Origin of the sequence: Nitrospirillum iridis (assembly GCF_014205765.1) — a bacterium.
GTDB lineage: Bacteria > Pseudomonadota > Alphaproteobacteria > Azospirillales > Azospirillaceae > Nitrospirillum > Nitrospirillum iridis.
Map to the genome: position 1 here is coordinate 256,355 of NZ_JACIIZ010000007.1, position 25,817 is coordinate 282,171.

Genomic DNA, 25,817 nt, shown 5'->3' on the forward strand with positions numbered 1-25,817 from the left:
GAGCCGCGAACCGCACCCTAGACCGCCGCCGGGTTCTCCAGGGCCGCTTCCGCCGGGACGGCGGCCGGCGGCGTGCGGCTTGGCAAGGCGATGTCGCGCAGCGACTTCGACGTCAATCCCACGGCCACCACCATCCACAGCGCCAGGCCGCAGCCCAGGAACATGGCCTGGGGGGGCACGTAGCGCATCAGCCCGCCGCACAGGGCCGCGGACAGGGGCGCCAGGCTCATGACGATGAACATGAACAGGCTCATGCCCCGGCCCAGCATGGCGGGGGGGATGCGCCGCTGGATCCAGGTGAAAACGCTGATCTGCATGAAACCCGCCATGCAGCCGGCCACCCCCATCAGCAACGCGGCCTGCCAGGTGTGACGGGTCACGCCCATGGGCATGAACACCAGGGCCACGATGGTGTCCACCATCAGGATGGTGGTGCCCAAGGTGCGCAGGCGCAGGTTGGGGCGGGCGCCTGAGATGGCCATGCCCACCAGGGTGCCCAGGCCGTGCAGGCCCATCATCACGCCGTAGCCGTCGGCGCCGTCGGCCAGCCGGTCGCGGGCGAAGACGGGCAGCACCGCCTGCAACGGACCGGCGATGAAGAAGGTCACGGCGGAGAAATAGAGGCACAGGGCGCGCAGGCTGGGATCGTTCCAGAAATGGCGGATGCCATCTCCGATCGAGCGGAACACGGCGCCCAGGTCTTCGTCCCTATTTCGCTGATCGGGGACCGCCAGCATCCGCACCCGGTACAGGGTCAGGGCGGAAATGACGAAACTGAGGCAGTCCACCAGGAAGGCGACGCCCAGGCCCTCCAATTCCGAAGGCGCCTGCGCGCCGCCGGAGGGGGCCTTGCCGCTGCCACCCACCAGGGCGATCAGGCCGCCGGCCATGAGCGGGCCCAGCAACAGCGTCGCCTGGCGCATGCCCATCATCATGCCGTTGGCCGCCTGCAACTGGTCGCCCGGCACCACGCGCGGCAGGATGGACGTTCCGGCGGGAATGCTGAAGGCGCTGGTCAGGCCGATGGCGAAGGCGACGACGCACAGCACCGGCACGGTCAGCGTGCCGGTCAGCACGCCGCCGGCCAGCCCACCCAGCAGCACGGCGTTCACGTATTTGGTCAACAGCAGGACGGTGCGGGCCGGATACCTGTCCACCAGCGCGCCGCCCAACAGCAGGAACACCGCGCGCGGCAGGCTGATCAGACCCAGCACCAGGCCCATGGCCAGCGTGTCGTTGGTGATCGCCAGAACCAGCCAGGGCATGGCCAGCAGGCTGAACTGGTCGCCCACCATGGAGATGACGCCGCCGCTGATCAGCCACAGGAAGTTGCGGTTGCGCATCAGGGGGGTGGGTGGGCGCTTGGCGCGCGGTGATGGGGTGGACATAGGGGGGGCGCCTCAGGACAAGGGATTTTTGGCGTCCGGCTTCGGCCTGTTGGCCGATCGCGGTTTGGACCGGGGGGCTTTCGCCGGCGGCGGCAACTGCTGGTACTCGGGGGGCAACGTACCGCCGGGGAACAGGCCCATCAGACGCGCCCGTTCGTAGTCAGGCGGGCGGATGTCCCCGGCCTCGAGGGTGTCCACCAGTCGGGCCAGCCAGGCGTTCTCCGCCTCCATATGCGCCAGGCCGTTTTCCAGGATGGCGCGCATGCCGGTGGAATGGATGGGCGCCAGATGGTCGGCCAAGGCCTTCAGGGGGGCGTGATAGGCCAACTGCTCCCGCAGCCTGTGGCGCAGGGCATCCGCCACCACCGCCGGATCGGCGTGGTGCAGGAACATGAGTGCCGGATAGAGCGGGTGATAGCGGGGGGAGAGGTCCGCCAGCCGTTCCGCCATCAGGGCGTGGAAGCGGGCCTTGCCGGCGGGCGTCAGGCCATAGGTGGTGCGTTCACCGCCCCTGGCCACCGTCTCCACGCCCTTGGCCTCGATCAGGCCGTCCCGCGCCAGGCTGCGCACGGCGTAATAGAGCGTGCCCACGTCCACGTCGATGTAGTGGTCCACATGGGCCGCCGTCAGCCGCCGCTTGATTTCATAGGGGTGCAGGTCGCCGCCCTGCAGCACGCCCAGGATGAGGAGTTCCGCTTTCATGGTTTAATTAAACTAATATAGTTGGATTAAACTATCAATCGGCTTTCGCGATGCCCCTTGCGGGCGGCGGCCGGTCGCGATTCAATGCGGTCCCATGAACCGTCTCACCCTCCGCCTCGATTTCGGTGACCAGGGCGCCGTGGGGCCCGGCAAGATCCGCCTGCTGGAAGCCATCGCCGAACACCGTTCCATTTCCGCCGCTGGCCGGGCGATGGGCATGTCCTATCGCCGCGCCTGGCAATTGGTGGACGCGCTGAACCAGACCTTCGCCCTGCCCTCGGTCACCACCCAGGTGGGCGGCGGCGGGGGCGGCGGGGCGGCCTTGACCGACTTCGGGCAGGAGTTGGTGGCGGCATACCGGGCCATGGAAAAGGCGGCCGCCGAGGCCACGGCCGAAACCCGCGCTGGCTTGGCCCGCCGGTTGAGGGTGCCCGGCGCGTAAGCCTGTGGGCCGCCCGGGGTTAGGTGGCAGGATCCAGGGCGACGGCCTTGACGATGGCCCACAGCGGCCGACCCGGGGCGATGGCCAGGGCGGCGGCGCTGGTGCCCGTGACACGGGCCAATACCGTGGCGCCGACGCAGTCCAGCCGCACCACCCGGCTGCCATCCTCTTCCAGCCGTACGTCGCTCACCACGCCGGGCAGGATGTTCAGGGCGGACAGGCCTTGCGGCGCCCGGTCGGACAGCAGCACGTCGCGGGCGGGGATGCGCAGGCGGGTGCGGGATCCGGGGGCCAGCTCGGTCGGCAGGTGTGGCACCAGGATGCGGCCGGCGGGGGTGTCCAGGGGGATCAGCCCATCGCCGGTTCGCTCGCCCACCACCGCGTCCAGCAGCGACCCGGCCTCGGCCCCGCCGGTCAAATCCATCAGGTCGGGGCGGGACCACAGGCTGGACGGGGCGCCCACGGCGCGCACCCGGCCCTGGTCCAGCATCACCACCGTGGTGGCCAGACGCGCCACCTCCGCCACCGCATGGGTGACGTACAGGATGGGCAGGCCCACCTGATCGCGCAGGCGCTCCAGATAGGGCAGGATCTCGGCCTTGCGCGATTCGTCCAGGGCCGCCAGCGGCTCGTCCATCAGCAGGATGCGCGGGGCCGCCAGCAGGGCGCGGCCCAGGGCCACGCGCGCCTTCTCCCCCCCCGACAGTCCCGCCGGGCGACGGGCCAGCAGGGGGGCTATGCCCAGCAGGTCGGCCACCGAGTCCAGCGTGGGCGCCTCCACCGTCAGGTGACGGCGGGCGAACCAGCGGCCATACAGCAGGTTCTGGCGCACGGTCAGGTGGGGCAGCAGCCGAGCCTCCTGGAACACATAGCCGACGCGGCGGCGATGGGGCGGCAGCCACAGGCCGCTCGCCGTATCCACCAGGGGAACGCCGCCAACCGCGATACGCCCCCGGTCGGGCCGCCGCAGGCCCGCCACCAGATCGATCAGGGTGCTCTTGCCCGATCCCGATTGGCCGAACAGCACGGTCAGGCCTGGGCCGGCGGTCACCGCCGCCTCCAGGTCGAAAGCGCCCTGGCGCAGCGCCACGTCCATATCCAGGGAGGGGGCATCCAGGGAGGGGGGTGGCGGGGGCGGTGAACCGGCCATCACGACAATCCGCCGATGCGCCGGCTGACGCTGCGCGCCAGCGTTTCGGACAGCAGCAATGCGGCCAGCGACAGGGCCACCGACACCGCCACCAGCCGCAGGGCGCCGGCATCGCCCCCCGGCGATTGGGTATAGGCATAGATGGCGCCCGATAGGGTCTGGGTGCGGCCCGGGATGTTGGAGACGAAGGTGATGGTGGCGCCGAACTCACCCAAGGCCTTGGCGAAGGCCAGCACCGACCCCGCCAGCACGCCCGGCAGCATCAAGGGCAGGGTCACGGTGGCGAACACCCACACCGGTGGGGCGCCCAGGGTGCCGGCGGCCTGTTCCAGCTTGGCGTCCACCGCCTCGATGGACAGGCGGATGGCCCGCACCATCAAGGGGAAGCCCATGACGCCAGCGGCCAGCGCCGCCCCCGTCCAGTTGAAGGCGAAGACGATGCCCAGGCTGGACAGCGGCTTGCCGATGAGACCCTGGCGCCCCATCAGCAGCAGCAGGCCATACCCCGTCACCACCGGCGGCAGGATCAGGGGCAGGTGGATGACGCCGTTCAGCAGGTCGCGCCCCCAGAATCGGCCCCGGGCCAGCGCCAGGGCCACCGCGATGCCAGGGGGCAGGGCCGCCAGGGTGGCCCAGATGGCCACCTTGAGGCTGAGATGGATGGCCGCCACCTCATCCGGGCCGAAACCCAGGGTGGCCAAACCGAGGTCGATCATGGGGTCCGGCCTGCTCGGGAAGGCGTCAGGGGATCACTTCGCCGACAGTACGGTGAAACCCTGGGCTTCGAACAGGGGGCGCGCCTTGGGGCTGGCCAGGAATTCCAGAAAGGCCTGCGCCTGGGCGCTGACGCTGTCCTTGGCCAGGGCGATGGGATAGAGGATGGGGGCGTGGCTGTCGGCCGGGAAGGTGGCGACGATGCGCACCCCCGGTTCCGCCGCCGCGTCCGTGGCGTAGACGATGCCCAGCGGCGCTTCCCCCCGGGCCACCAGGGCCAGGGCGGCGCGCACATTCTCCGCCGGGGCCAGGCGGTCCTGCACCTTGTCCCAGGCGCCCAGCTTGGTCAGCGCGGCCTTGGCGTACTTGCCGGCGGGCACGGCCGCCGGGTCGCCCACGGCCAGGCGGCCCCCCTTCTGTGCCGCGTCCAGCGCCTGGTCCAAGGCGAAGCCCGGCTTGATCTCCACACTGGTCTTGGCGTCGGCGGCGGCCACCAGCACCAGGCGGTTGCCCAGCAGGTCGTGGCGGGTGGTGGTCTGGATCAGGCCCTTGCCGGCAAGGTAATCCATCCAATCCTCATCGGCCGAGATGAAGATGTCGGCGGGCGCGCCGGCCTCGATCTGCTTGGCCAGGGCGGAGCTGGCGGCATAGGTGATGGTGGCCTTGGCGCCGCCGCTGGCGGCGTAGGCCGTGTTGGCGGCGTCCAACGCGTTCTTCAGGCTGGCCGCTGCGAACACTAGCGGCCCATCCCCCTGCGCCTGGGCGGCCGGCGCACCCAGGCCCGTCGCCACCGCCACGGCCACCGCCATGGCCAACCGGCACATCCCCCGGCGATTCCACATTTTACGCATGTCCCGTGGCCCCCTTGGCGCTTGGTTCAACGCTATATCCCCATAAATATAGCGCGAGGGGACGGCGCCCGCCAATGCGTAACGCGCGGCGGGGCATCGCTTGTCTTTGCAGGGGTGCGAACGATCGCGTTCCGCAACGGCGGACATGCCAAAGGCTGTCGTGCAATTTGCAACCGGACCGCATGTCCTCTTGCCGCTGGCGGCTCTGCGTCGGCTGGCGCCAGGCTGATGCCCTGCCATTCATGCGGGGGGCGGCACCCTCGCGCCTGTCTCACATCTGGGGGATGTCGTCCATGACCAGCATTTCGTCGACCACCGGCACCAACATGACCGTCTCGCTCAGCTCCTTGCTGCAGTCTGGCGGCAGCACGTCCAGCGACGCGTCTTCCTCCTCCACGTCCTCCTCGGACAGCAGCGGTTCGACCAGCAGCGCCAGCGGCAGCTCCTCGACCAAGACGGTGACCAGCACGGTCACCGTCTCCGCCCCCGATGGGTCGACCACGACCACCGTGACCTATTCCGATGGTTCCACCACCGTGACCACCACCCCGGCCACGCAATCGGCCAGCGGCAACGGTTCCGGCACGGGGTCGAGTGGCGACAGCGACGCCAGCAGTGCCGGCAGCAGCAGCCAGGACGGGCAGATCAGCTCCGTCAACATGCTGGTGTAATCAAATTACCTTGTGCGCAATATAATTCATCCTGTAGCCTTGGGGGGACAGTCGGGAACCCCAAGGCACAGGGCCGCCGGGGACTTTCCGCGAGCGACGGGGGCGGACCATGGCGACGGTTTATGATTACACGGTGCGGGACGCGGCGGGATCGCCGGTGGACATGGCCGCCTATCGCGGCAAGGTCGTGCTGGTGGTGAACGTGGCCAGCAAGTGCGGCTTCACCCCGCAATACAAGGGGCTGGAGGCCCTGTACCGCACGTACAAGGACCAGGGCCTGGTCATCCTGGGCTTTCCCTGCAACCAGTTCGGCCAGCAGGAACCGGGCGACGCGCAGGAGATCCAGAACTTCTGCTCCCTCACCTATGACGTGACCTTTCCCGTATTGGCCAAGGTCGAGGTCAACGGCCCGGGTGCCGAGCCGCTTTATGAGCATCTCAAGGGCCGGGCCCGCGGTTTCCTGGGCAGCAAGTCCGTCAAATGGAACTTCACCAAGTTCCTGGTGGGCAAGGACGGCCGGGTGAAGCGCTACGCCCCCTTGGCCAAGCCCGAACAGCTGGAAAAGGCGATCCAGGCGGCGCTGGCCGCCTGAACGGGCGTAATACACCCCCTCAATCGCCGGGCGGCCACATCCGTGGCCTTGGCTTCCTCGCTCCGCCCTGCGGTGCTCGCTCCGGCGGACGCGGTCGCGTCCTAAGGCGGCATCAGTCAGAAACGCGTTTCGCTGCATCATGAACGGGTTACGAGCGAGACGTGACCACAGGGGGTCACATCTCGCTCTGGGGCGTGTATTCGTCGGCCAGCAGGCCCATGACCAGGCTGTCGTGCCACTGCCCCATCAGGCAATAGGTCTGCCGCTCCCGCCCCTCGGTGCTGAAGCCCAGCCGTTGATAGCAATGGATAGCGCGGGTGTTGATGGTCAGCACCCGCAGGCCGATGCGGTGCAGGCCCAGGGGGCCGAAGGCATGGGGTAACAGCAGGCGCATGGCCCGCATGCCCAGGCCCCGGTTCAGCACGCCCGGGTCCAGCAGGCCGATGCCCAGGCTGGCCGTCCGCAGGCCGGGGGCAAGCGAATCGTTCACCCCGCCCAGCCGTACGGTGCCGATCATGCGGTCTGGCAAGGGGCCATCCGGCCCGTCCACGCCCGGCTCGGGCAGGGCGATGGCCCAGCTGTAAGGAAACTTCCGCTGATCGGCCATCCAGGTGTCCGCATCCTCCCGGGTATAGGGCGGGTTGCCGCCGCTGCCATCCCACCCCATAAGCCGGTGGATTTCCGCGTCGCGGCCCAGGGCGTGTCGCGCGATGGCGTCATCGGGCCGCAGGGGCCGCAGGATCAAACCGTCATCGCCCAGCCGGGGCAACACGATCGCCGTTTCATGATCCGCCATGGCGGCACCGTTCCTTGGCCGTTGGGGATCACCTTCCCCGAAACGGCAAGGGCCTGGCAAGCGGGTTAGGCGTCAGGCCTCAAGACTCGATCTTGATCTGGTCGGGATCCGACACGACGATGTGGGTCTGATAATAGAACTTGCCGGTGCGCTTGCCGCCGGAAATGTACCAGATGGGCACACGCTTGGCTTCGCCCAGCACGGTGATGCGGTGGCCCTTGAAATAGCTGTCGGCGTCCTGGCCGTACAACTGCTTGAACAGCGGCAGGGCCGAGGGCAGGATCTCGATCGACAGGTTGTGCGGGTCGCGATAGTCCTCCAGCGAATTCAGGAAGATGCGTCCCTCCGTCCGGCCTGTGGCCGTCACGTCCATGATGAAGGTGTCGGAATAGACGTCCGGCGCCACCGCGGCGGCCTGCTGGATGGCGTCCTCCGTGGTCAGCGGCTGTGTGGCGCAACCGGCCAGCAGGGCGAAGCCCGCGATCAGGAAAGCGATGGTCTTCATGGGGGCGAGTCCCGGTTGTGGGAAGGTCCCCCTCTGAATAGACAATCCCCCCACTTTGTTCAATTTGGGGGCGACAAAAAGCCGCCTCCGCACCGAATTCCGCAGGACCCCGCCGGCGGCGTCCGAACCGTCACAGGGCCGGCGCCAGCAGCCATAGCAGGAACAGCACCAGCGGCAGGTGGAACAGCAGCTGGGTGAAGCTGAAGCCCACGATGTCCTTGGCCTTCAGGCCCAGCACGCCCAGCAGGGGCAGCATCCAGAACGGGTTGATCAGGTTGGGCAGGGCCTCGGCCGCGTTATAGACCTGCACCGCCCACCCCTTGTGGGCGTTCACGTCGATGGCCGCCTGCATGACATAGGGCGCCTCGATGATCCACTTGCCGCCGCCCGACGGCACCAGGAAGCCCAGGATGGCGGAATAGAGGCCGATGATCACCGGGAAGGTGCCGCCATTGGCCAGGCTGACGAACAGATGCGCCAGGTGGTGGGAGATGGACTGCCCGTCCGACCCCGGCACCTGGGTCAGCAACTGGGCGATGGCGCCGTAGAAGGGGAACTGGATCAGCACGCCGGCGGTGCTGGGCACGGCTTTCGAGACGGCGTTCAGGAAGCCGCGCAGGTGGCCGTGCAGCAGCAGGCCCAGCATGATGAAGAAGAAGTTGTAGGTGTTGAGGGTGGAGATGACGCCGAGCGCCGGCTTGGTCTGGAACTCATGCAGCAGGAAGCCGGCGCCCAGCGCCACGATGACCAGGGGCAGGATGGGGGTCAGTTCCAGCCAGTCGCCCGGGCGCGCCGGTCCTTGGGGCTTTTCGGCCGTCGCCTCCGCCACATCCACGCCCAGGTCGGCGGCGGTGCGGGCATGGGCGTCGCCCGGCGCCGAATAATAGGCGATGGCGACGGAAGCCAGCAGGATCACGAGGCCCATCACCATGGACTGCCACAGGAAGATGGTCTGGCTCAGCGGGATGATTCCAGTGATGTCGGCCACCGCCTTGGGCAGGCTGGCGGGGTTGGCCTGCAGCATGGCGGCGGAGGAACTGAGGCCCAGGGCCCAGGTGGCGCCCAGGCCCAGATAGGCGGCCGCGCCGGCGGCGCGGTAGTCCACGCGGATGTCCCGCCGCCGGGCCAGCGCCCGCACCAAGAGGGCGCCCAGCACCAGGCTGAGGGCGTAATTGAGGTAGGAGGCCGCCATGCTGACGAAGGCGGTGAAGGCCACCGCCCCCCGGCCCGTGGCCGGCACCCGGGCCAGCCATTCGATCAGGCGCAGCACCGGCGGCGAGCTGGCGACGACATAGCCGGTGATCACCACCATGGACATCTGGATGGTGAAGGGGATCAGCGACCAGAAGCCGTCACCCACGCCCGTCGCGACGGCGCCCACCGGCGCCCCCGACACCAGGTTGCCGGCGGCCACGATGATGACGCCGAGCACGACGAACACGAAGGCGTCGGGAAACCATTTCTCCGCCCAGCGGGTGAAGGCGATGGCGCCGCGCGCCAGAATCCCCTCATCACCGGTCCCGACCGCTCCACCCGCCATCTTATGGATCGCCATTGCCGTTTCCTCCCTGCGGGATCGTTTGGCCCGCCGCGTTAACCATACTGGCTTGGGTTGGGAAAAACACCGGGAAGGTGGGGTGTCATGTCCTTGGGGCGACGGGATGGGACGATACGCTGAAAACCCGGGTATCGCACAGCAGGTCATGGCCCGCGGTTCTCTCCCGAGTGAAGGCTACGGCCAATACATCCGCCGTCAACAGCAAGTCGGCAGAAAGCACGCTCCAATGTGGCGACGCATGGCCCAACCAACCGGGCAGGTTCAAGGGCATTAAGACACCGACACGGGCGAAAGCACGAGCTGGTGACAGGCGACTGCCATCGGGACGTCCTACCTTTAGCCGCATCAGGCGTTTTCCCGGCGTGGCTTGCAGGGCGCTGCTCGTGAACCCCGTGCAGTAAGCAACCCATATTAGGGTGTTGACGATAGATGCCGTCACGGGGAAGTCTGCTTCCGTGCCGGGAGAATGATCTGGAAACATGGTGTAGCCACAGAGCAGTGAAAGACTCCACATTGGCAATAGTAGAATTAAAACATCGATGCAAAAGGCCCCGGCACGCCGCCAGAGGCTCGCATGGTCTAATTGATTGAGCGTGGCATCAGTAGCCGATAACAAGGCAGGCAAAATTCATGAGCCTCTGGGATTAGTCGTTTGTCGGCAGGTGCCACCCTCTGGACTACACGTCGCTATCCGGCGTCTTGAACACCCGCGTACCGCAGATGCGGTCATGACCGGCGGTCTTCTGCTCGGTGAAGGCGACCATCAGGTAATTGACCAGCAGGGCGGCGCACAGCGCCAGGGCCACACCGCCGTAGAGCAGCGGCGCCGTCTTGGCCAGGGGCTGCAACAGCACCAGGGGGACGGAGATCAGTTCCTGCACGCCGATGCGGGCGAAGGCGAGGCCGGGGCTGATCCGGCCGCCATCGGGCAGCGCCACCACCAGGTTCATGAAGCGCTTGCCCGGTGTCGCCCGCATGCCGCTGGCGACGAACAGGGTATGATAGCTGAGGTAGAGCGCCAGATTGACGATCGCGGCCGTGGGCAAGGTGCCGATATCCGGCGGGGATGCGGTGTCACCCACGCCCGGCGCCAGCGGATAGCCGAAGACCACCGATGCCGTCAGCGAGGCCACGAACAGGATAAGGCCATCAATGATGGCCGCCAAGGCACGGCGCCAAAAGCCGCCATAGGTCCAACCGGGGGCGATACTGTCTGGGAGGATAGCTGCGGGGGCGGTCGCGTCGGCGCTCATGGGCCCCTCTGCGCGTCATTGTCACGAAAGCCCAGCAAGGATAGGGGCTTTTCGGGATGAAAGACAGTGCCGCCACACGAGTGGGTGTCACCGCCTGAAATAAGACGGGGCCTGATAGGCGGCGGCATTGTCTGCAATATAGTTTCCATTAAAACGCCGTTTACACACATATGGAAAGATGTGGCCGGTTAATTGGCCGTTCATCTCAAGTAAACGTCGCTGTGATTATTGTGTGACGAGTCTTATCATCGCAGGTTTGAGATGGCAAGTGACTCTCCATGATAGTTTGTTGACTGTCATCAATATGTGACAATATCTGACAGGCGCCAAATTTTCACGAATGCTCGGGTTAAGACTTCAACGAAAGATTGAGGCGCCCGCTGTGTCGCCTTGTGGGGGCGGCCCATCCGTTAGGTTCAGCCGTGGGGGCGGGCCTCGGGGCCGACGGTGGTGCTGTCGGCGGGCTTGGCCGCCGGGCCGTCCGCGTCTTCCGCCGCACCGTCGGGCAGTGGATCCGCCCGCCGCAGGCGCGGTCCCACCACCTGGAAAACCGGGCCGCCCACGTAGCTGAGGTAAATCTTGCGTTGGCTGTGGGCCACCATGACGCGATGGGCCCGCAGGAAATCCAGGCCCAGCAACATCTCGGGCGTGCTCATGCGGCGATCGCCCTCGAACAGGTCGCCGAAGCGCAGACGCACGTTCCGTATCGTCTCCTCCCCCACGGTGAACGTGGGGAAGACGGCGACATAATCGCTGATCACCGTTTCACCGATGCCTTGGCTGGCCCCGGCGCGGGTCACGCCCGGGCTCTCGGGCGTGATGCCAGCCCGGGCCGCCGCCCTCATGGTCATGACCGACGTTTCGGCGCCGCTGTCCAGGATGGCGCGCACGTCCACGCCATTGACCTGCACGGTGACCCAGATTTGGGGATTGCCATCTTCCGACATGCCGATCTTGGCGTCGGTGAAGTTCCCGCCCCAGTAGGCCAGATCCTGGCCATCGCAGCCATCGGTGCGGAACAGGTTCACCACCTTGTGGGCGATGTCGATGTCCACATCGTAATTGCGGAAGAAGCTTTCCCCAATCGTGCCGGCGACATCCGTTTCGCCCACATCGTGCGCGCCGGCCACCAGGAACGGGATGTTGTGCACCGTCCATTCGCCCAAGGTCAGGTCGTCCACCTTGGTCATGTTGACCTTGAGATGACTGCCGCCGACACCGCCCATGTAGAGACCCGGTTCCCAGTGATGGCGCAGGTTCAGCCGCTCCACCGCCGGTCGGGTCAGGAAGCTGATGGCGGCCCCCGTATCCATCAGCAGGTGGACGGGCTGCCCATTGATGGTGGCGTCGATCAGCGGCTGGTTGCCATCCAGCGTCAGCGGCAGGCTGCCCAGCTTGTACAGGTGGCAGGCGTCCTGGCCGGCCTGGGCGGGAACCGCCGCGACCACGGCGCCAGCGGCCCAGAGGGCCGCCCAGACGACAAACGCCGGAAACCGGCGGCGGTCACCACGCCGCACGGCACCGCCGGCCAGAAGGTCCGAAACAAAGTCAGCACCATGCTTCCAGGCCACCGTGCGCGCCATGCCCCACCGCTTCCCCATAAAACCCTAATCCCTTAAGTTTTGTCCCCCGTAGGTGGTGCCACGACGGTTTGATGTTGGCAAGAGTGCCTGCTGTCGTGGCAGGGAGACCGCCTTACCCGGGGCCAGGGTCTGTTGAGCGGGCGGGTGGCATGCGCCCGTCAAGCGCGTACAGGCCTTCCGGCATCGCCTTGTGAAGGAGCGCCGCCCTCAACCGTGGGGGCGGGCCTCGGGGCCGACGGGGGTGCCATCGGCGGGATTGGCCGCTGGGCCGTCCGTCCCTTCCGCCGCTCCCTCGGGCAGGGGCTCCGCCCGCCGCAGGCGCGGTCCCATCACCTGGAACACCGGGCCACCCAGATAGGAGAAGTAGATTTTTCGCTGGCTGTGGGAAACGAACATGCGATGGGCGCGCAGGAAGTCGAGGCCCAGCAGCATCTCCGGCACATCACGTCCGCCCCGGCTGAACAGGTCGCCGAAACGCAGGCGCACATGCTTGATTTCCTCATCCCCCAGCCGAAAGCTGTCGAAGACGCCGACATAGTCTTCCACCTGATCGTCGCCGATGCCCGCCGACTTGCCGCTGCGTTTCACGCCGGGAGTTTCCGGCGTCAGCCCCGCCCGCGCCGCCGCGCGTTCGGTCAACACCGACGTGGACGCGCCGGTATCCAGGATGGCGCGGATTTCCTCGCCGTTGAGCAGGACTTTCAACCAGATCTTCGGGCTGTCCTTGGAGAAGTGGTTCATCTCCGCCTCGCTGAAAGTATCGCCCCAATAGGCCAAGGCGATGTCATCGCAATTCTTGGGCTCGAACAGGCTGACCTTGTTGTGCGCGATATCGATGTCCAGATCGAACCTGGACAGGAAATTCTCCCCCATGACGCCAAAGATGTCCGGGTTGTCGGACAGGTCATGGTTGGTGAAGACGGGATAGTCGATGCGATGGGCCGTCGAATCACCCAACCGCAGATCGTCGATCCTGCCCTCTTGGACGCTGACCCTGCCGCCGACGCCCTCCATATAAATGCCGGGAACCCAATGGTAGCGGAGTTGCAGCCGCTCCGCCGCCGGCTTGGTGACCATGCCGTAGGCGGCGCCGGTATCCATCATCAGGTAACCGTCATGGCCGTTCACACCGACATCCAGCAGAGGCATGTTGGCGTCCATGGTCAGCTTGAGCGTACCCACGCGCAGCAGTTGACACTTTTCCTTCTCCTGCCCCGCCTGGGCGCCGCCATGCCGGCCGGGCGCGATGCAGGCCAGGGTCAGGCATAACGCGGCCGCCGCGAAGCGGCGCGCGGGGCGATGGCGAGGCAGGCTCATGCTTTTGCGTCTCTCTTGTTCGAAGGGGGCGTGTCGGCCGTTTGCGTGGCCAGGTCTCGGAGGAAGCCGAAATGGATCGCGCGTGGGCGCCTCCCCGGTCACGATAGGGGCGGCTCGGTAATCCAAGCGCGGCGGCCGGGGAGGCCGGAGCGGGGAGGGGGAGGCGTCCAAGGACGGGTCGGCCGGCAGGGCGCAGGACACAATCATGGTCTTGGCCGGCCGCACCGCCGGGCGGACCCATGCCAACGCCATTGTCAGGCAAGCGGTTTGGCACCCCCCGGCACCAGAACCGCGCCGGCCCCCCACCGGGACCCGGTTCCCCATCGCCACAATCCCACTTCCCCCAAGGCCGCCGCACCGTGCGCCACCATGGCGTGAACATTGCCATGACGCGTCCGGGGCGCGGAAGTGAAACATGCTGACCTGCAACTATCGGCCGCATGCTTCCCCCGCGACCGCTCCCGTTGTGCGGTAGGGGGATCAGCCCGGGTACCGTTCCAGCGCCGCGCCATCGGGCACCTGGATGCCGCCATAGCCTAGACGCACCAAACCCGCCCTCTCCAGCCGGCCCAGGGCGCGGTTGGTGGTCTGGCGGCTCAGGCCCAGCATGCCGGCCAGGTCGTCCTGCGACAGGGGCAGGATGCAGGGGCCGGCCCCCGCCTCCTCCAACCGACACAGCAGCGCCAGCAGGCGGGCGGCGCGCTGGGGCGTGGGCAGGGCCAGCACCTCGCCCAGATAATGCGTGGCCTGGCGCAGATGACGGCTGAGGATGCCGGCGAAGTTGGCCCAGCGGCGGGGATCGGCGTCCACGATCCGGGCGAAGGCCTGGGCCGGCAGGTGCAGCACCAGGCTGTCACCCCTGGCCACCGCCGTCTGCCCCCGGGGCAGGCCGTCGACCATGGAAACCTCGCCGAACCAGTGCCCCGGTCCCGCATGCAGGATCACCACCTCCCGCCCGTCCTCTTGCACCGTGGCCAGGCGCATGCGCCCGCTAACCAGGGCATACAGCCCGTCCGGCGCGTCGCCGCCGCGATAGACCGCCTGGCCGTCGGCATAGGCGCGCAACCGTCCCCGCGCCAGGATCTCGGCCCGCAAGTCCGCCGACTGCTCCGCCAGCCACCCCCGCGCTTCCAGCACCTGGGCTGCCGCCTGCTTGTCCATGGGCTCCCCCTCCCGATGGCATAAGGCTGGGCGCTGGCGGACAAATTGTCAAATCCGCGACATTCTTGGACGCGCGGCGGGCGTAGGGTGGCCCCGCCATAAAAATCCTGGGAGGATTCCATGCCTGACATTGCCCCCACTACCGCCCCACCCGCCGCAGCCCTTGGCGGCGTGCGTGACCGCGTTTCGCCCGAAGAATGGCGGCTGCGCGTCGATCTGGCGGCGGCCTACCGCTTGGTGGCCTTGTTCGGCTGGGATGATCTGGTGTTCACCCACATTTCGGCCCGCGTGCCGGGGCCGGAGCATCACTTCCTGATCAACCCCTACGGCCTGCTGTTCGAGGAGATCACCGCCAGCAGCCTGGTGAAGATCGACCTTGAGGGCAAGGTGGTGCTGGACACCGGCTTTCCCGTGAACCCGGCCGGTTTCACCATCCATTCCGCGGTGCACCAGGTGCGCGAGGACGCGGGCTGCGTCCTGCATCTGCATACGGCCGACGGCACGGCGGTGTCGACGCTGGAGGAGGGGCTGCTGCCGCTGAACCAGACGGCGCAGCTGGTCATCGACGACCTGGCCTATCACGACTACGAAGGCGTGGCCTTCAACCACGATGAGCGCCCCCGCCTGCAGCATGACCTGGGGACCCGCAACACCATGCTGCTGCGCAACCACGGCACCCTGACCGTGGGCCGCACGGTGGCGGAGGCCTTCACCCGCATGTACTTCCTGGAGCGGTCCTGCACCATGCAGGTGCGCACGCTCACCATGGGCCGGCCGCTGTATCCATCTGCGCAGGACGCCATCGACCGCAACATCCAGATCAGCCGCATGGGTGTGTCCCAGGCGGCCAACCTGCTGGTCTGGCCGGCCCTGCTGCGCCGGCTGGGCCGCCAGATGCCGGGCTATCAGGACTGAGGCTCAACCGCCCACGGCACCATGACGTGCTCGGCCATGGTGCTGTGGGGCCCGACCGGGGCCACCCGGCGTTTGAGGGAACACGAAAAACCTCAATACCCCTCATCCACCCAATGCTGGCTGGACTTCTTCGGCCGCTTATAGCCGTTGTCCGGCTGGCGCGGCGGCAGGGGCAGTTCCACCGGGCTCAAATCCTTGTAAGGGATCTGGTGCAGCAGGTGGGCGATGCAGTTCAGGCGCGCCTTCTTCTTGTTGTCGGCATCGACGATATACCAGGGGGCCACCGGGTGGTCGGTATGGGCCAGCATCACGTCCTTGGCCTTGGAATATTCCACCCAGCGGCCGCGCGACTCCAAATCCATGGGTGACAGTTTCCAGCGCTTCATGGGGTTGTGCATGCGCTCCACGAAGCGCTTCTCCTGCTCCTCATCGCTGACGGAGAACCAGTACTTGATCAGGATGATGCCGGACTTCACCAGCATCTCCTCGAACAGCGGGCAGGCGCGCAGGAACTCCTGGTACTCATCCTCCCGGCAGAAGCCCATGACCTTTTCCACGCCGGCGCGGTTGTACCAGCTGCGGTCGAACAGGATCATCTCGCCGGGGCCCGGCAGGTGCTGGACATAGCGCTGGAAGTACCACTGGCCCTTTTCCCGCTCCGTCGGGGTGCCCAGGGCGACCACCCGGCAGATGCGGGGGTTCAGGCTTTCGGTGATGCGCTTGATCACCCCACCCTTGCCGGCGGCGTCACGCCCCTCGAACAGCACCACCACCCGCAGGCCCTCGATCCGCACCCATTCCTGCAGCTTCAGCAGTTCGAACTGCAGGCGGGCCATCTCATCAATGTACTTGTAATGCTTGGGTGGCCGGCCGGGCTTGCCGGGCCCCAGGATGTTCCAGCGGTCCTCGATGCGCTTATGCTCCTTGGCGTTGCGCAGGATCTCACCGTCCAACGGGGGTGCCGGGCTGATGTCTTCCATCTCCTCCGGCGTGGGTTCGCCCACGGTGCCGCCCTTGGCGGCGCCATTGCCCCGGGCTTGGGTGTTCTGGTTCGCGTGCTTCTTGGACTTGCCGGCCATGGTCCCAGGCCTCCCAGTGGTTTGCGCGGGGGTAGTGTGCGCGGGTGAACCGTTGCGGTTCCTGCCCGTACCTTTCCTCCGAATGGGACGCCCCATCCTTGCGCCATGTCAATGCGCCGCATCTCTCATGAAACTTGCATTATGATAGTTTCATGGGCCAAGATCGCGACGGATCAAACCAGCGAACGAGGATGAGGATGACCGCCCCGGGAAACGATGCCGCCCTTCCTGCCGCCGCCCTGACCGGCGAGGCGGAACGCCGGGCGGCGCTGGCCCGCATGGATGGGTTGGACTTCCTGCGCGCCATGATGGCGGGTGACCTGCCGCCGCCGCCCATCGCCCACACCCTGGGCTTCATCCTCAGTCACGCCGAATCCGGCTACGCCGTTTTCACCGGCACACCGGCGCACGCTTATTACAACCCCATCGGCTCCGTCCATGGCGGCTGGATCGCCACCCTGCTGGACAGCTGCATGGCCTGTGCTGTGCAGACGATGCTGACCGGCGGGCGCGGCTACACCACGCTGGAACTGAAGATCAACTACATCCGCGCGGTGACGGAGGCGACGGGCCCGGTGCGGGCCGAGGGCCGTATCATCCACAGCGGCGGCCGCACGGCTACCGCCGAGGGCCGCCTGCTGGATGCCCAGGGCCGGCTGTTAGCCCACGGCACCACCACGTGCCTGGTGTTCGAGCCCCGGGCCGCCTAGACGCGCGGGGCCCACACCGGTGACGCCGGCACCGTTGGCATCCGGGGCTGAGGCGACGGTGGGGGCGGCAAGGGGCGGCGCGTCGCCCGCCGCCCGCGCGGCCAATTCCTCGACGATGCGGCGGTGCAGGGGACCGTCCAGCGGATACCCCGCCATCAGCACCAGGGTGGTGACGAACAGGCCACACGGCAGCAGCGACATCAGCAGGCGCAGGCCGCCCAGGGTTTCCGCTGACTGGGCGGCGTTGGGCACAAAGCCGATGGCGGTCAACAGCCAGCCCAGCAGCGCGCCGGCCAGGCCCAGCGCCACCTTCTGCGCCAGCGAGGCCACGCCGAAAATCTTGGCCTCGTCCCGTCGGCCGAAGCGCCACTCGTTGTAGTCGACCAGGTCGGGCAGCATGGCCCAGAAGCCCACGGCGTGGACGGTGCAGCCGACGAACAGGGCGGCGATGGCCGCCACCGCCAGGGCGGTCTGGCCGCTGGGCGCCGCCAGGAAGGCCAGCGACGCCGCGGCCGCCAGCGTCGTGCCCAGCTGCCACGACACCTTCTTGCTGAAACGGCGGGACAGCCACACCCAGAACGGCACGCTGACGGCGCTGGCGGCGGAAAAGGCCGGCATGGCGTAGGCCGCCAGGGCCATGTCGCCCACGTCGTACTTGAAGAAATAGACCAGATTGCGGAACTGCAGGGCGCCCGCGATCTGGATCAGCCCGATGGACAGCAGCAGGCGCGTCAGCGGGCCGGACCGGCCCAGCGTGCGCAGGAAACCGCCGACATCGCTGTCCAGCGTGGACCTCGACGCCGGCGTCAGGGCGGGCCACGGCTCCTCCTTCACCACCGAGGCGCACAACCAGAACAGGGCGACCGACAGGCAACCCACCACCAGGCCGCTGACGCTGTAGCCCAGGCCGGCATAGATGCTGCCCGCCATGTGGTCGATGCGGGCGGCGAGCGCCGGCAGCAGGAAGGACACGGTGATGCCGCCGATGAAGGCGCAGGTCATGCGGTAGCCCGTCAGGCTGGACCGTTCCTCCGCGTCCTGGGTGATGCGGGCCGACAGCGAGGCATAGGGGATGGAGACGATGGTGTAGACGCCGCGCCAGGCCGTGTGACTGACGATGGCGTAGGCGATCAGGCCGCCTTGCCCCAGGCCGGGGGCGGTGAAGCAGGCGGCCATGACCAGACCCAGCGGCACGCCGCCCCACAGGATGAAGGGGCGATAGCGGCCCAGGCGCGTGCTGGTGCGATCGGCCCACACGCCCATCAGGGGGTTGGCCAGGCCATCGGCGATGGCGGCCACCAGAAAGCCCACGCCCACCCACATCGGTGGCACGCCCTGCACGTCCGTCTGGAAATAGGCCAGGAACAGGGTCATGGCCTGCCAATGCAGGTTCAGACCCAAATCACCGACGGCGTAGCCCAGCTTGGTCTTCAACGGCACCGGCGCCTGTCCGTAAGCCATCTTCCCCCCGATATTCTTCTCATGGGGCCCCGGCGACGGCGACGGAATGACAGCGGTGCCATTTCCACCCTCGCCTTCCCTGGGCCGTCCCCAGGAAACAACATCCGGTGGCGGTCGCGCCAGCATGCCTTTAGGGCGGGTCGCCCGGAATGGAGGTCAAGTGATGGACGGCCGCGCTTTTTTGCGCCATCGATGCAGGATTGCCGCAGCGGGGCACCTTGGGCGATTGTAGGCCGGCGCCACCCCCGCAGGGGGGCGTGGCCGCAAGGTGAATGGGGAGTGAGGACATATGGCGGGGCCTGACCGCAAGCCGACGATCATCGATGTGGCGCGCCTGGCGGGAGCGTCCATCAAGACGGTGTCGCGGGTCATCAATAAGGAACGCTATGTCAGTCCCGACATGCAGGAACGCATCGAGAAGGCGGTGGCGGAGTTGGGCTACCAGCCCAACATGATGGCGCGCAGCCTGGCCAGCGAACGCTCCAACCTCATTGGCCATCTCTACGGCGACGCCGGCGGCCCCTATACCCTGGAAATCCAGGTGGGTCTGCTGAACCGCTGCCGCGCTCACGGCTATCACCTGATGATCGAGGAAATCGATTATCGCAGCCCGAATGTGGAACAGCGGGCCAGCGCCATCGTCAACCAGATGCGCCTGGACGGTGTGGTGCTGACCGCGCCCGTCACCGACAACCCCATCGTGCTGCGCATCCTGGAAGACGCGGGCGTGCCTTATGTCCGCGTGACACCGCAGCAGGAATCGGAGACATCCCCCTCCGTCCGCATCGACGAGCGGCAGGCGGCCTATACCTTGACCCAGCATCTGCTGGCCCTGGGCCACCGCCGTATCGGCTTCATCAAGGGCAAGGCCAACCACACGGCCACCATCCTGCGCTACACCGGCTATTGCGAGGCGCTGACCGACGGCGGCGTGGCGGTGGACCCGGTGCTGGTGGAACAGGGGGAATTCACCTACGCCTCGGCCGTGCCCTGCGCCCGCCGCCTGCTGGACCAGCCGCACCGGCCCACCGCCATCTTCGCCAGCAACGACGAAATGGCCGCCGCCGTGGTGGCGGAGGCGCACAACCGCGGCTTCAGCCTGCCGGCCAACCTGTCCGTCGTGGGCTTCGACGACACGCCGCTGGCGGAGATGATGTGGCCGCCGCTCACCACCGTGCGCCAGCCGGTACGGGAAATGGCGGAAACCGCCGCCGACATCCTGATCGGCCTGCTGTCCCAGCGGGGCAAGGTCGACTGGCCCAAGCCCGTGCCGCATCAGGTGCTGGCCCACACCATCCTGCTGCGCCAGTCCACCTCCCGTCCGCCGGGCAAGGCTTGAACTAGCGCCGCCCGGCCGCCGTCTTCTGCAAAGGCGGTGGCTGGAAGCCGTGGCGGTAGACCTGTTCCACCAGGGCGCGGTGGGTGGGCAGGCTGTCCACCGCCTGGGGGGTCACGGCGCGCAGGCCCCGGAATTCGTGCCGCGCCTCGTCCATGCGGTGGTACAGGGCCCGCGACGGCTCCAGGTCGGTTTTGAAACCCATGCCGTACAGGATGTAGTGATAGCTGGCCGGCAGGAAGGTTTCGTGGTCGGCGACGAAGTCGTAACGGCTGGGCGGGCGATGCGCCCACTGCGCCAGCCGGTCGCGCAAGGCCTCGGGGATGGTGGCGGGGTCGGCATTGTCCCGCCAATAGGCGCTGTCGCGGCGCCGCGACAGGCAATAGTGCAGCTTCAGGAAATCAACGATGCGCTCATACCGCTTGCCCATCAGCGCGTTGTAGGTCCGGGCGGTGGCGGCCATGGATGCCGCCGTGCGCGCCGAGTCTTCCCCCTGGGCGCCCCTCTGGACGCCCCCCTGGACGCCCCATGGGAAGAACTGGGCGATCATGTGGGCCGCCACCTCGATCAGCATGATGCCGGTCGATTCCAGAGGCTCGAAAAAGCCGCCGGACAGGCCCACGGCCACGCAATTGCCCACCCACTGCGCCGTGCGGTAACCGGAATGGAATTTCAGCAGCCGCGCCTCCCGCCCCTGGGCGGCCGGGCCCAGATAGCGGCGCAGCACCTCTTCCGCCCGGGTGTCGTCGCTATGGCGGCTGGAATAGACGTAGCCGGTCCCCCGGCGGTCGTTCAGCCCGATGTCCCAGGTCCAGCCCGCCTCATGCGCCGTCGCCACGGTATAAGACGGGATGGGGGCGTCCGGCTGGTCATAGGGCACCTGCAGGGCCAGCGCCCGGTCGTTGAACAGCACGTCCTGGCAGGATTTGAAGGGCACGTTCAACGCCCGGCCGATGATCTCCGCCCGGAAGCCGCTGCAATCGATGTAGAGGTCGGCGGTCAGGGCGCCATGGTCGCTTGTGTCCAGGCGGGCGACGCCGCCGGCTCCGTCCAGCACCACCTGGTCGACGGTTCCCACCAGATGGCGCACGCCCAGCTCGATGGCCACGGTGCGCAGCAGTGCGGCGAAGCGGTTGGCGTCGAAGTGATAGGCGTAGTTCAGCGGCGCGTGGTAGGGCGGGTCCACAGGGCGCTTGGGCGCCCGGCTCGCGTCGGCCACCGCCTTTTGCAAGGTCACCGCTTCGGCGAAGGGCGCGTCCCCGGCCCCGCCCAGCAGCCAGTAGGGCAGCAGTTCCGGCCCGTTGCCCTGGTGGGGGAAGTTGAAGGGGTGGAAATAATGGCTGTGGCCGGGCACGGCGCCCAGGGCCTGGGTGGGGCTGGCATCCGGCGCCGGCGTCTCCGCCCAGTCCACGAAATGGATGCCCTGCTTGAAGGTGGCGCTGCTTTCCCGCAGGAAGCGCGCCTCGTCGATGCCGATGGCGGCCAGGGTGGACCGGATGGTGGGGAAGGTGCCCTCGCCCACGCCGATGATGCCGATGTCGCTCGATTCGATCAGGGTGATGTCCACCCCGCCCGGTGCGCCGGCCCGTAGTGTCCTGGCCAGGTAGGCGGCGGTCAGCCAGCCGGCGGTGCCCCCGCCCACGATCACGATCCGGCGCTCCGGCGCCCGCGCTACGGCCATTCTCATCCTCCCCTGTCGGCGCCCGCCCTGGTTGCGGCGGTTGCCTTTCTTATGTTTCTCAACGCGTTGGGCCAGAATCGCTAGTTTTACCCATTAATTCTGCCTATGGTTGCTCGCGCATGATTGCGCGGCGGCAAGCGTTGTTCCGTCCATGAGGCCAGATTACCACGCTTTCCGCCATATGACAGCGCTGTGCGACAGCGTTGTCATAATTTTGTTGACAGCTTTGACCCTGCCCCCGAACATGCGGCCCACAGCGGTCCTGAGTCCCATTCGCAAGGGGACGGTCGCTGAAATCCGCCTGCAACAGGCTAGAATAAAAGGGAGGAAGCTAAAATGAAGGCGAGACTCGGACTCTATCTGCAAGCGGCGGCTGTGATCGCCCTGTCCGGTGGCGCGTATGCGCAGACCGCGGCGGCCCCCGCCAGTTCCGATACCCTTACAGAGATCCTCGTCACCGCGACCAAGCGCGAAACCAAGCTGCAGGAGACCCCGATCGCCGTGTCGGCGTTCAGCCAGGACAGCCTGGACAAGCAGCAGGTCAAGGACGTGACCGACCTGGCCAAGTTCGTGCCCAGCCTGGCCTTCGCCCAGCAGGGCGACCAGGCGGCGATCATGCTGACGCTGCGGGGCATCGGCAATGATAGCGCCTATACCGAGGTGGCCGATCCCGAGGTCGCCATGTATGTGGACGGCATCTATTCGCCGCGCGCCCAGGGCGCCTCCGTCCTGATGTACGACATGGAACGCGTGGAGGTGCTGCGCGGTCCCCAGGGCACGCTGTTCGGCCGCAACGCCACCGTCGGCGCCGTGAACCTGATTTCCGCCAAGCCGACCTTCGACAAGGAATACGGCAACGCCGAGGTGGTGGCCGGGTCCTACGCCCGCTTCGGCACCCGCGGCATGTTCAACCTGCCGATCAACGACAAGCTGGCCTTCCGCGTCGCCTTCGTGACCGAGAAGCACGACGGCTATGTCGACTACCAGGCGGCGCCCAACGTGGCGGGCGTCAACCCGTCGGCCTATGTCACCTCGGGCAAGAAGTATTACGCGGCCGACCAGAAGTCGTTCCGGGTCAGCGGTGCCTGGGCGCCCACCGACAGCTTCACCTGGGACCTGAACTTCGAATGGTATGAGGATACCGGCGCCCCGGTGCTGGGCCTGATGCAGACCCCGCGCGCGGGCCAGAAGCTGTGGTCCGCCCAGATCGACAGCGCGCCGGAGCAGGACCGCACCGCCAAGTCCGTGCACAGCCATATGGACTACGCCATCAATGATTACCTGGATTTGTCCTACATCGCGGGCGCCTCATGGCTGGGCGGCGGCGGCCAGGTGGACACCGACGGCGGCACCCTGCCGCCGACCAGCGCCTCCACCCCCGGCGGCGCCTTCCAGCAGAACAGCACCCAATGGTCCAGCTATGACTTCTTCAGCCATGAACTGCAGCTGAAGTCGGCGGGCACGCATACGATCGACTGGATCCTGGGCGCCTACTATTCCCATGAGACCAACAAGATCCGCTTCGACGTCGACATCCTGAACGGTTACCGGGGCGGCACCTTCAACTGGGCCGGCAGTTTCATCCAGGCGGATCGCGAGATCGAGTCCGCCGCCGGCTTCGGCCAGGCCACCTGGCACGTCACCGATGACATCCGCCTGACCGGTGGTCTGCGCTACACCCGGGACGACAAGTCCGACGTGGGTGGGCGCAACGTCACCTGCGGTTCCTGCACCCAGGCCATCTTCGGTCGCGATCCCTACTCCATCCCCGGTTACGTGGCGTCGGCCAACGACGTCTATGGCCAGTGGAGCAAGGCGACCTGGCTGGTGCGCGCCGACGCGGACATCATCAAGGACGTGCTGATGACCTACGCCAGCATCGGCACGGGCTTCAAGTCGGGCAACATCGAGGATGGCGGCCTGCTGGCCGGTCCGGAATCGCTGACCAACTACGAGGTCGGCGCCAAGACGACGCTGTTCGGCGGCAAGGCCACCGTCAACCTGGCGGCCTATTACGAGGATTTCACCGGCTACCAGGTCAATCAGGCGGTGACGGTGCGTGACACGGCCGGCAACATCCTGTCCTCCTCGCTGGTGACCCAGAACGCCCAGGGCGCCAAAGCCTATGGCCTGGAAGCCGAACTGATGGCCCGGGTGACGCCCGAGGACACCCTGCAGTTCTCCGCCTCGGTCCAGCATACCGAGCTGGAGAGCCTGCTCAGCATCGACGCCCGCCAATACAGCTCGGCTGATACCGCCCATCTGCAGCAGCTGAAGGGCAACCAGCTGGCCCATGCGCCCACCTTCTCCGGCACGGTGGGGTATGAGCATACCTTCACCCTGGCCAATGGCGGGCGGGTCATCCCGCGCGTCTCGACCCACTTCGAGACCAAGAGCTACCTGTCCTACTTCAACGTGGCCGGCTACGACGAGCAGAAGGCCTACACCCGTACCGACCTGGCGGTGCGGTATGAGGCCCCCAGCGGCAACTGGTCGGTGGAAGGCTTCGTCCAGAACGTGGAGGACGCCAACATCAAGACCAACGCCGGCTCCTTTGGCGCCCCGGCGACGCCGGTGTGGACGGCCGTGTACATGCCGCCCCAGACCTGGGGTGTGCGGGCCCACGCCAGCTTCTGATCCGGTCGGTCTCCGGCCCGGATCGTTCGTTTCGGTCGACTCCCCGGGATGCGGGGATTTCTCCCCCCGCATCCCGGTTTACCCTTTCTGGCAGGATACACTCTCCCCGAATCCTGCACCTTGATGGGCGGTGCCCCCCGCACCGCCCATCCCTTTATCCCCGTCCGGCACGTTTGAACGCGTGCCTCATCCCCCTGCTTTGGAAGACCCCATGGCCCAGCCGGAGAAGCGGTCGATCACCATTCGGGAGGTCGCGGGACTGGCCAGGGTGTCCATCAAAACCGTGTCGCGGGTCATCAACCGCGAGACCGGCGTTTCGCCTGAAACGCAGGGCCGGGTGTTGGATGCCATCGCCCGCCTGGACTACCGTCCCAACCTGAACGCCCGGGGCCTGGCCGGCGACCGCTCCTTCCTCATCGGCCTGTTTTATGACAACCCCAGCGCCCATTACATGAGCGACGTGCAGGCCGGTGCCGTGGCCCGCTGTCGCCAGGGCGGCTTCCACCTGCTGGTGGAGCCCTGGGACAGCACCGACCCCCGGGTCGGTGACCAGGTCACCAGCCTCATCTCCCAGCTGCGGCTGGAAGGTGTCATCCTGACCCCGCCACTGGTCGATCATGCCGGGGTGCTGGAGGCCTTGCGCGCGTCACGCATCCCGCTGGTGCGCATCGCGCCCGACACGGACCGGGAGACGGCGCCCTTCGTCTACATGGACGACTACGCCGCTTCCCGGCAGATGGCGGCCTATCTCATCAGCCTGGGGCATCGCCGCATCGGCTTCCTGCTGGGCCACCCCGACCATGGCGCCACCGAACAGCGCTATCGCGGCTTCCGGGATGAACTGGCCGAACACCGTATCCCGCTGGACCCGGACCTGGTGCGTCCAGGCCACTTCTCCTACCGCACCGGCATGGCCTGCGCCGAACAGCTGCTGACCCTGGTAGACCGGCCCACCGCCATCTTCGCCAGCAATGACGACATGGCCGCCGCCTCCGTCGCCGTGGCCCAGCGCCTGGGGTTCAGTGTCCCGGCCGACCTGTCGGTGGCGGGTTTCGACGACACGCCGGTGGCGCGCATCATCTGGCCGCAGCTGACCACGATCCGTCAGCCCATCAGCCGCATGGCGGCGGCGGCGGCCGACCTGCTGATTGACCGGGCGGTGCGGCGCCAACCCTGGTCCAACCCCATGCCGCGCCGCCTGCTTGAGTTTGAGGTGGTGGTGCGGGAATCGACCGCCCCACCACCGGGCATGTCTTCCGCCGGCCGTCCCAGGCGCTGACCGGCGTCCTATCCGGAAGGGGTACCCCACCCGCTT

At 67.3% G+C, this 25,817-nt stretch carries 25 protein-coding genes; 7 read left to right on the forward strand and 18 right to left on the reverse strand.

The window, feature by feature from the left end; translation table 11 throughout:
- Positions 1 to 17 precede the first annotated feature (17 nt).
- Together FHS74_RS14385 and FHS74_RS14390 are read right to left on the reverse strand one after the other, a co-directional pair.
- Complete coding sequence (locus FHS74_RS14385; protein ID WP_184801639.1) at positions 18 to 1,388, reverse strand: MFS transporter; 1,371 nt, start codon at positions 1,386 to 1,388, stop codon at positions 18 to 20.
- Between the two features lie 12 nt (positions 1,389 to 1,400).
- Positions 1,401 to 2,090 carry a PadR family transcriptional regulator gene (locus tag FHS74_RS14390; RefSeq protein WP_184801641.1) on the reverse strand — a complete coding sequence of 230 codons (690 nt, stop codon included), beginning with the start codon at positions 2,088 to 2,090 and terminating at the stop codon, positions 1,401 to 1,403.
- A 94-nt stretch (positions 2,091 to 2,184) separates the two neighbouring features.
- On the opposite strand from FHS74_RS14390, the gene FHS74_RS14395 reads away from it, so the two are divergent.
- Positions 2,185 to 2,532: a winged helix-turn-helix domain-containing protein gene (locus FHS74_RS14395; RefSeq protein WP_184801643.1), complete on the forward strand. Its 348-nt coding sequence runs from the start codon at positions 2,185 to 2,187 to the stop codon at positions 2,530 to 2,532.
- A 19-nt stretch (positions 2,533 to 2,551) separates the two neighbouring features.
- On the opposite strand, the gene modC is transcribed toward FHS74_RS14395, so the two are convergent.
- The 5 genes from modC to FHS74_RS14420 form a co-directional block, all read right to left on the reverse strand.
- On the reverse strand, positions 2,552 to 3,682 hold the full coding sequence (gene modC, locus FHS74_RS14400; protein ID WP_184801645.1) for a molybdenum ABC transporter ATP-binding protein: 1,131 nt from the start codon (positions 3,680 to 3,682) through the stop codon (positions 2,552 to 2,554).
- Positions 3,682 to 4,398 (reverse strand): molybdate ABC transporter permease subunit, encoded by a 717-nt coding sequence (gene modB, locus FHS74_RS14405; protein ID WP_184801647.1) that lies wholly within the window; start codon positions 4,396 to 4,398, stop codon positions 3,682 to 3,684. Before modB ends, modC begins: the two co-directional genes overlap by 1 nt.
- 33 nt (positions 4,399 to 4,431) lie before the next feature.
- Entirely contained in the window at positions 4,432 to 5,247 is an 816-nt protein-coding gene (gene modA, locus FHS74_RS14410; RefSeq protein WP_246463135.1) for a molybdate ABC transporter substrate-binding protein, read from the reverse strand.
- A gap of 271 nt (positions 5,248 to 5,518) precedes the next feature.
- Positions 5,519 to 5,755 carry a hypothetical protein gene (locus FHS74_RS14415; RefSeq protein ID WP_184801649.1) on the reverse strand — a complete coding sequence of 79 codons (237 nt, stop codon included), beginning with the start codon at positions 5,753 to 5,755 and terminating at the stop codon, positions 5,519 to 5,521.
- 6 nt (positions 5,756 to 5,761) lie between these two features.
- Entirely contained in the window at positions 5,762 to 5,908 is a 147-nt protein-coding gene (locus FHS74_RS14420; RefSeq protein ID WP_184801650.1) for a hypothetical protein, read from the reverse strand.
- Between the two features lie 119 nt (positions 5,909 to 6,027).
- Between FHS74_RS14420 and FHS74_RS14425 the strand changes: the two genes are divergently transcribed.
- Positions 6,028 to 6,510 carry a glutathione peroxidase gene (locus FHS74_RS14425; RefSeq protein WP_184801653.1) on the forward strand — a complete coding sequence of 161 codons (483 nt, stop codon included), beginning with the start codon at positions 6,028 to 6,030 and terminating at the stop codon, positions 6,508 to 6,510.
- Between the two features lie 175 nt (positions 6,511 to 6,685).
- Here the strand turns inward: FHS74_RS14425 and FHS74_RS14430 are convergent, their stop codons facing one another.
- The 8 genes from FHS74_RS14430 to FHS74_RS14465 all read right to left on the reverse strand — a co-directional run bounded on the left by FHS74_RS14430 (position 6,686) and on the right by FHS74_RS14465 (position 14,683).
- Positions 6,686 to 7,306 (reverse strand): GNAT family N-acetyltransferase, encoded by a 621-nt coding sequence (locus FHS74_RS14430; protein WP_184801655.1) that lies wholly within the window; start codon positions 7,304 to 7,306, stop codon positions 6,686 to 6,688.
- Positions 7,307 to 7,385: 79 nt separating this feature from the next.
- Complete coding sequence (locus tag FHS74_RS14435; protein WP_184801657.1) at positions 7,386 to 7,811, reverse strand: YajG family lipoprotein; 426 nt, start codon at positions 7,809 to 7,811, stop codon at positions 7,386 to 7,388.
- A 130-nt stretch (positions 7,812 to 7,941) separates the two neighbouring features.
- The gene (locus FHS74_RS14440; RefSeq protein ID WP_184801659.1) at positions 7,942 to 9,366 is read right to left on the reverse strand and encodes a short-chain fatty acid transporter; all 1,425 of its coding nucleotides are present in this window, start codon (positions 9,364 to 9,366) and stop codon (positions 7,942 to 7,944) included.
- 85 nt (positions 9,367 to 9,451) lie between these two features.
- Positions 9,452 to 9,994 carry an RDD family protein gene (locus FHS74_RS31300; RefSeq protein WP_184801661.1) on the reverse strand — a complete coding sequence of 181 codons (543 nt, stop codon included), beginning with the start codon at positions 9,992 to 9,994 and terminating at the stop codon, positions 9,452 to 9,454.
- A 52-nt stretch (positions 9,995 to 10,046) separates the two neighbouring features.
- Positions 10,047 to 10,622, reverse strand: coding sequence for an RDD family protein (locus FHS74_RS14450; RefSeq protein ID WP_184801663.1), 576 nt, complete (start codon positions 10,620 to 10,622; stop codon positions 10,047 to 10,049).
- Positions 10,623 to 11,038: 416 nt separating this feature from the next.
- Positions 11,039 to 12,205, reverse strand: coding sequence for a retroviral-like aspartic protease family protein (locus tag FHS74_RS14455; RefSeq protein WP_184801665.1), 1,167 nt, complete (start codon positions 12,203 to 12,205; stop codon positions 11,039 to 11,041).
- Between the two features lie 207 nt (positions 12,206 to 12,412).
- The gene (locus tag FHS74_RS14460; protein ID WP_184801668.1) at positions 12,413 to 13,522 is read right to left on the reverse strand and encodes a retroviral-like aspartic protease family protein; all 1,110 of its coding nucleotides are present in this window, start codon (positions 13,520 to 13,522) and stop codon (positions 12,413 to 12,415) included.
- Positions 13,523 to 14,002: 480 nt separating this feature from the next.
- Positions 14,003 to 14,683 (reverse strand): Crp/Fnr family transcriptional regulator, encoded by a 681-nt coding sequence (locus FHS74_RS14465; RefSeq protein ID WP_184801670.1) that lies wholly within the window; start codon positions 14,681 to 14,683, stop codon positions 14,003 to 14,005.
- Between the two features lie 120 nt (positions 14,684 to 14,803).
- Here FHS74_RS14465 and FHS74_RS14470 point away from each other — a divergent pair, with 120 nt between their 5' ends.
- Positions 14,804 to 15,598, forward strand: coding sequence for a class II aldolase/adducin family protein (locus FHS74_RS14470; protein WP_211106305.1), 795 nt, complete (start codon positions 14,804 to 14,806; stop codon positions 15,596 to 15,598).
- 92 nt (positions 15,599 to 15,690) lie between these two features.
- Here FHS74_RS14470 and ppk2 read toward each other — a convergent pair whose 3' ends face one another.
- Positions 15,691 to 16,677: a polyphosphate kinase 2 gene (ppk2, locus tag FHS74_RS14475; RefSeq protein ID WP_246463136.1), complete on the reverse strand. Its 987-nt coding sequence runs from the start codon at positions 16,675 to 16,677 to the stop codon at positions 15,691 to 15,693.
- 197 nt (positions 16,678 to 16,874) lie between these two features.
- Between ppk2 and FHS74_RS14480 the strand changes: the two genes are divergently transcribed.
- On the forward strand, positions 16,875 to 17,387 hold the full coding sequence (locus FHS74_RS14480; RefSeq protein WP_184801672.1) for a PaaI family thioesterase: 513 nt from the start codon (positions 16,875 to 16,877) through the stop codon (positions 17,385 to 17,387).
- On the opposite strand, the gene FHS74_RS14485 is transcribed toward FHS74_RS14480, so the two are convergent.
- Positions 17,337 to 18,848 (reverse strand): MFS transporter, encoded by a 1,512-nt coding sequence (locus FHS74_RS14485; RefSeq protein ID WP_184801674.1) that lies wholly within the window; start codon positions 18,846 to 18,848, stop codon positions 17,337 to 17,339. The two genes, FHS74_RS14480 and FHS74_RS14485, sit on opposite strands and share 51 nt — an antisense overlap.
- A 289-nt stretch (positions 18,849 to 19,137) precedes the next feature.
- Between FHS74_RS14485 and FHS74_RS14490 the strand changes: the two genes are divergently transcribed.
- Complete coding sequence (locus FHS74_RS14490; protein WP_184801676.1) at positions 19,138 to 20,187, forward strand: LacI family DNA-binding transcriptional regulator; 1,050 nt, start codon at positions 19,138 to 19,140, stop codon at positions 20,185 to 20,187.
- A 1-nt stretch (position 20,188) separates the two neighbouring features.
- Here FHS74_RS14490 and FHS74_RS14495 read toward each other — a convergent pair whose 3' ends face one another.
- Positions 20,189 to 21,865, reverse strand: coding sequence for a tryptophan halogenase family protein (locus FHS74_RS14495; protein WP_184801678.1), 1,677 nt, complete (start codon positions 21,863 to 21,865; stop codon positions 20,189 to 20,191).
- A 336-nt stretch (positions 21,866 to 22,201) separates the two neighbouring features.
- On the opposite strand from FHS74_RS14495, the gene FHS74_RS14500 reads away from it, so the two are divergent.
- Complete coding sequence (locus FHS74_RS14500) at positions 22,202 to 24,502, forward strand: TonB-dependent receptor (protein ID WP_184801680.1); 2,301 nt, start codon at positions 22,202 to 22,204, stop codon at positions 24,500 to 24,502.
- Between the two features lie 211 nt (positions 24,503 to 24,713).
- Positions 24,714 to 25,781 carry a LacI family DNA-binding transcriptional regulator gene (locus FHS74_RS14505; protein WP_184801682.1) on the forward strand — a complete coding sequence of 356 codons (1,068 nt, stop codon included), beginning with the start codon at positions 24,714 to 24,716 and terminating at the stop codon, positions 25,779 to 25,781.
- Positions 25,782 to 25,817 lie beyond the last annotated feature (36 nt).

What these genes read in the sequence shown, in the direction of transcription:
- FHS74_RS14495 (WP_184801678.1), bottom strand. Translation starts at nt 21,865, where the DNA reads ATGGCCGTAGCGCGGGCGCCGGAGCGCCGGATCGTGATCGTGGGCGGG.
- FHS74_RS14430 (WP_184801655.1), bottom strand. Translation starts at nt 7,306, where the DNA reads ATGGCGGATCATGAAACGGCGATCGTGTTGCCCCGGCTGGGCGATGAC.
- modC (WP_184801645.1), bottom strand. Translation starts at nt 3,682, where the DNA reads ATGGCCGGTTCACCGCCCCCGCCACCCCCCTCCCTGGATGCCCCCTCC.
- modA (WP_246463135.1), bottom strand. Translation starts at nt 5,247, where the DNA reads ATGCGTAAAATGTGGAATCGCCGGGGGATGTGCCGGTTGGCCATGGCG.
- FHS74_RS14505 (WP_184801682.1), top strand. Translation starts at nt 24,714, where the DNA reads ATGGCCCAGCCGGAGAAGCGGTCGATCACCATTCGGGAGGTCGCGGGA.
- FHS74_RS14465 (WP_184801670.1), bottom strand. Translation starts at nt 14,683, where the DNA reads ATGGACAAGCAGGCGGCAGCCCAGGTGCTGGAAGCGCGGGGGTGGCTG.
- FHS74_RS14425 (WP_184801653.1), top strand. Translation starts at nt 6,028, where the DNA reads ATGGCGACGGTTTATGATTACACGGTGCGGGACGCGGCGGGATCGCCG.
- modB (WP_184801647.1), bottom strand. Translation starts at nt 4,398, where the DNA reads ATGATCGACCTCGGTTTGGCCACCCTGGGTTTCGGCCCGGATGAGGTG.
- FHS74_RS14500 (WP_184801680.1), top strand. Translation starts at nt 22,202, where the DNA reads ATGAAGGCGAGACTCGGACTCTATCTGCAAGCGGCGGCTGTGATCGCC.
- FHS74_RS14395 (WP_184801643.1), top strand. Translation starts at nt 2,185, where the DNA reads ATGAACCGTCTCACCCTCCGCCTCGATTTCGGTGACCAGGGCGCCGTG.
- FHS74_RS14435 (WP_184801657.1), bottom strand. Translation starts at nt 7,811, where the DNA reads ATGAAGACCATCGCTTTCCTGATCGCGGGCTTCGCCCTGCTGGCCGGT.
- FHS74_RS14450 (WP_184801663.1), bottom strand. Translation starts at nt 10,622, where the DNA reads ATGAGCGCCGACGCGACCGCCCCCGCAGCTATCCTCCCAGACAGTATC.
- FHS74_RS14485 (WP_184801674.1), bottom strand. Translation starts at nt 18,848, where the DNA reads ATGGCTTACGGACAGGCGCCGGTGCCGTTGAAGACCAAGCTGGGCTAC.
- FHS74_RS14490 (WP_184801676.1), top strand. Translation starts at nt 19,138, where the DNA reads ATGGCGGGGCCTGACCGCAAGCCGACGATCATCGATGTGGCGCGCCTG.
- FHS74_RS14455 (WP_184801665.1), bottom strand. Translation starts at nt 12,205, where the DNA reads ATGGCGCGCACGGTGGCCTGGAAGCATGGTGCTGACTTTGTTTCGGAC.
- FHS74_RS14480 (WP_184801672.1), top strand. Translation starts at nt 16,875, where the DNA reads ATGACCGCCCCGGGAAACGATGCCGCCCTTCCTGCCGCCGCCCTGACC.
- FHS74_RS14385 (WP_184801639.1), bottom strand. Translation starts at nt 1,388, where the DNA reads ATGTCCACCCCATCACCGCGCGCCAAGCGCCCACCCACCCCCCTGATG.
- ppk2 (WP_246463136.1), bottom strand. Translation starts at nt 16,677, where the DNA reads ATGGCCGGCAAGTCCAAGAAGCACGCGAACCAGAACACCCAAGCCCGG.
- FHS74_RS14470 (WP_211106305.1), top strand. Translation starts at nt 14,804, where the DNA reads ATGCCTGACATTGCCCCCACTACCGCCCCACCCGCCGCAGCCCTTGGC.
- FHS74_RS14440 (WP_184801659.1), bottom strand. Translation starts at nt 9,366, where the DNA reads ATGGCGATCCATAAGATGGCGGGTGGAGCGGTCGGGACCGGTGATGAG.
- FHS74_RS14460 (WP_184801668.1), bottom strand. Translation starts at nt 13,522, where the DNA reads ATGAGCCTGCCTCGCCATCGCCCCGCGCGCCGCTTCGCGGCGGCCGCG.
- FHS74_RS14420 (WP_184801650.1), bottom strand. Translation starts at nt 5,908, where the DNA reads ATGTTGACGGAGCTGATCTGCCCGTCCTGGCTGCTGCTGCCGGCACTG.
- FHS74_RS14390 (WP_184801641.1), bottom strand. Translation starts at nt 2,090, where the DNA reads ATGAAAGCGGAACTCCTCATCCTGGGCGTGCTGCAGGGCGGCGACCTG.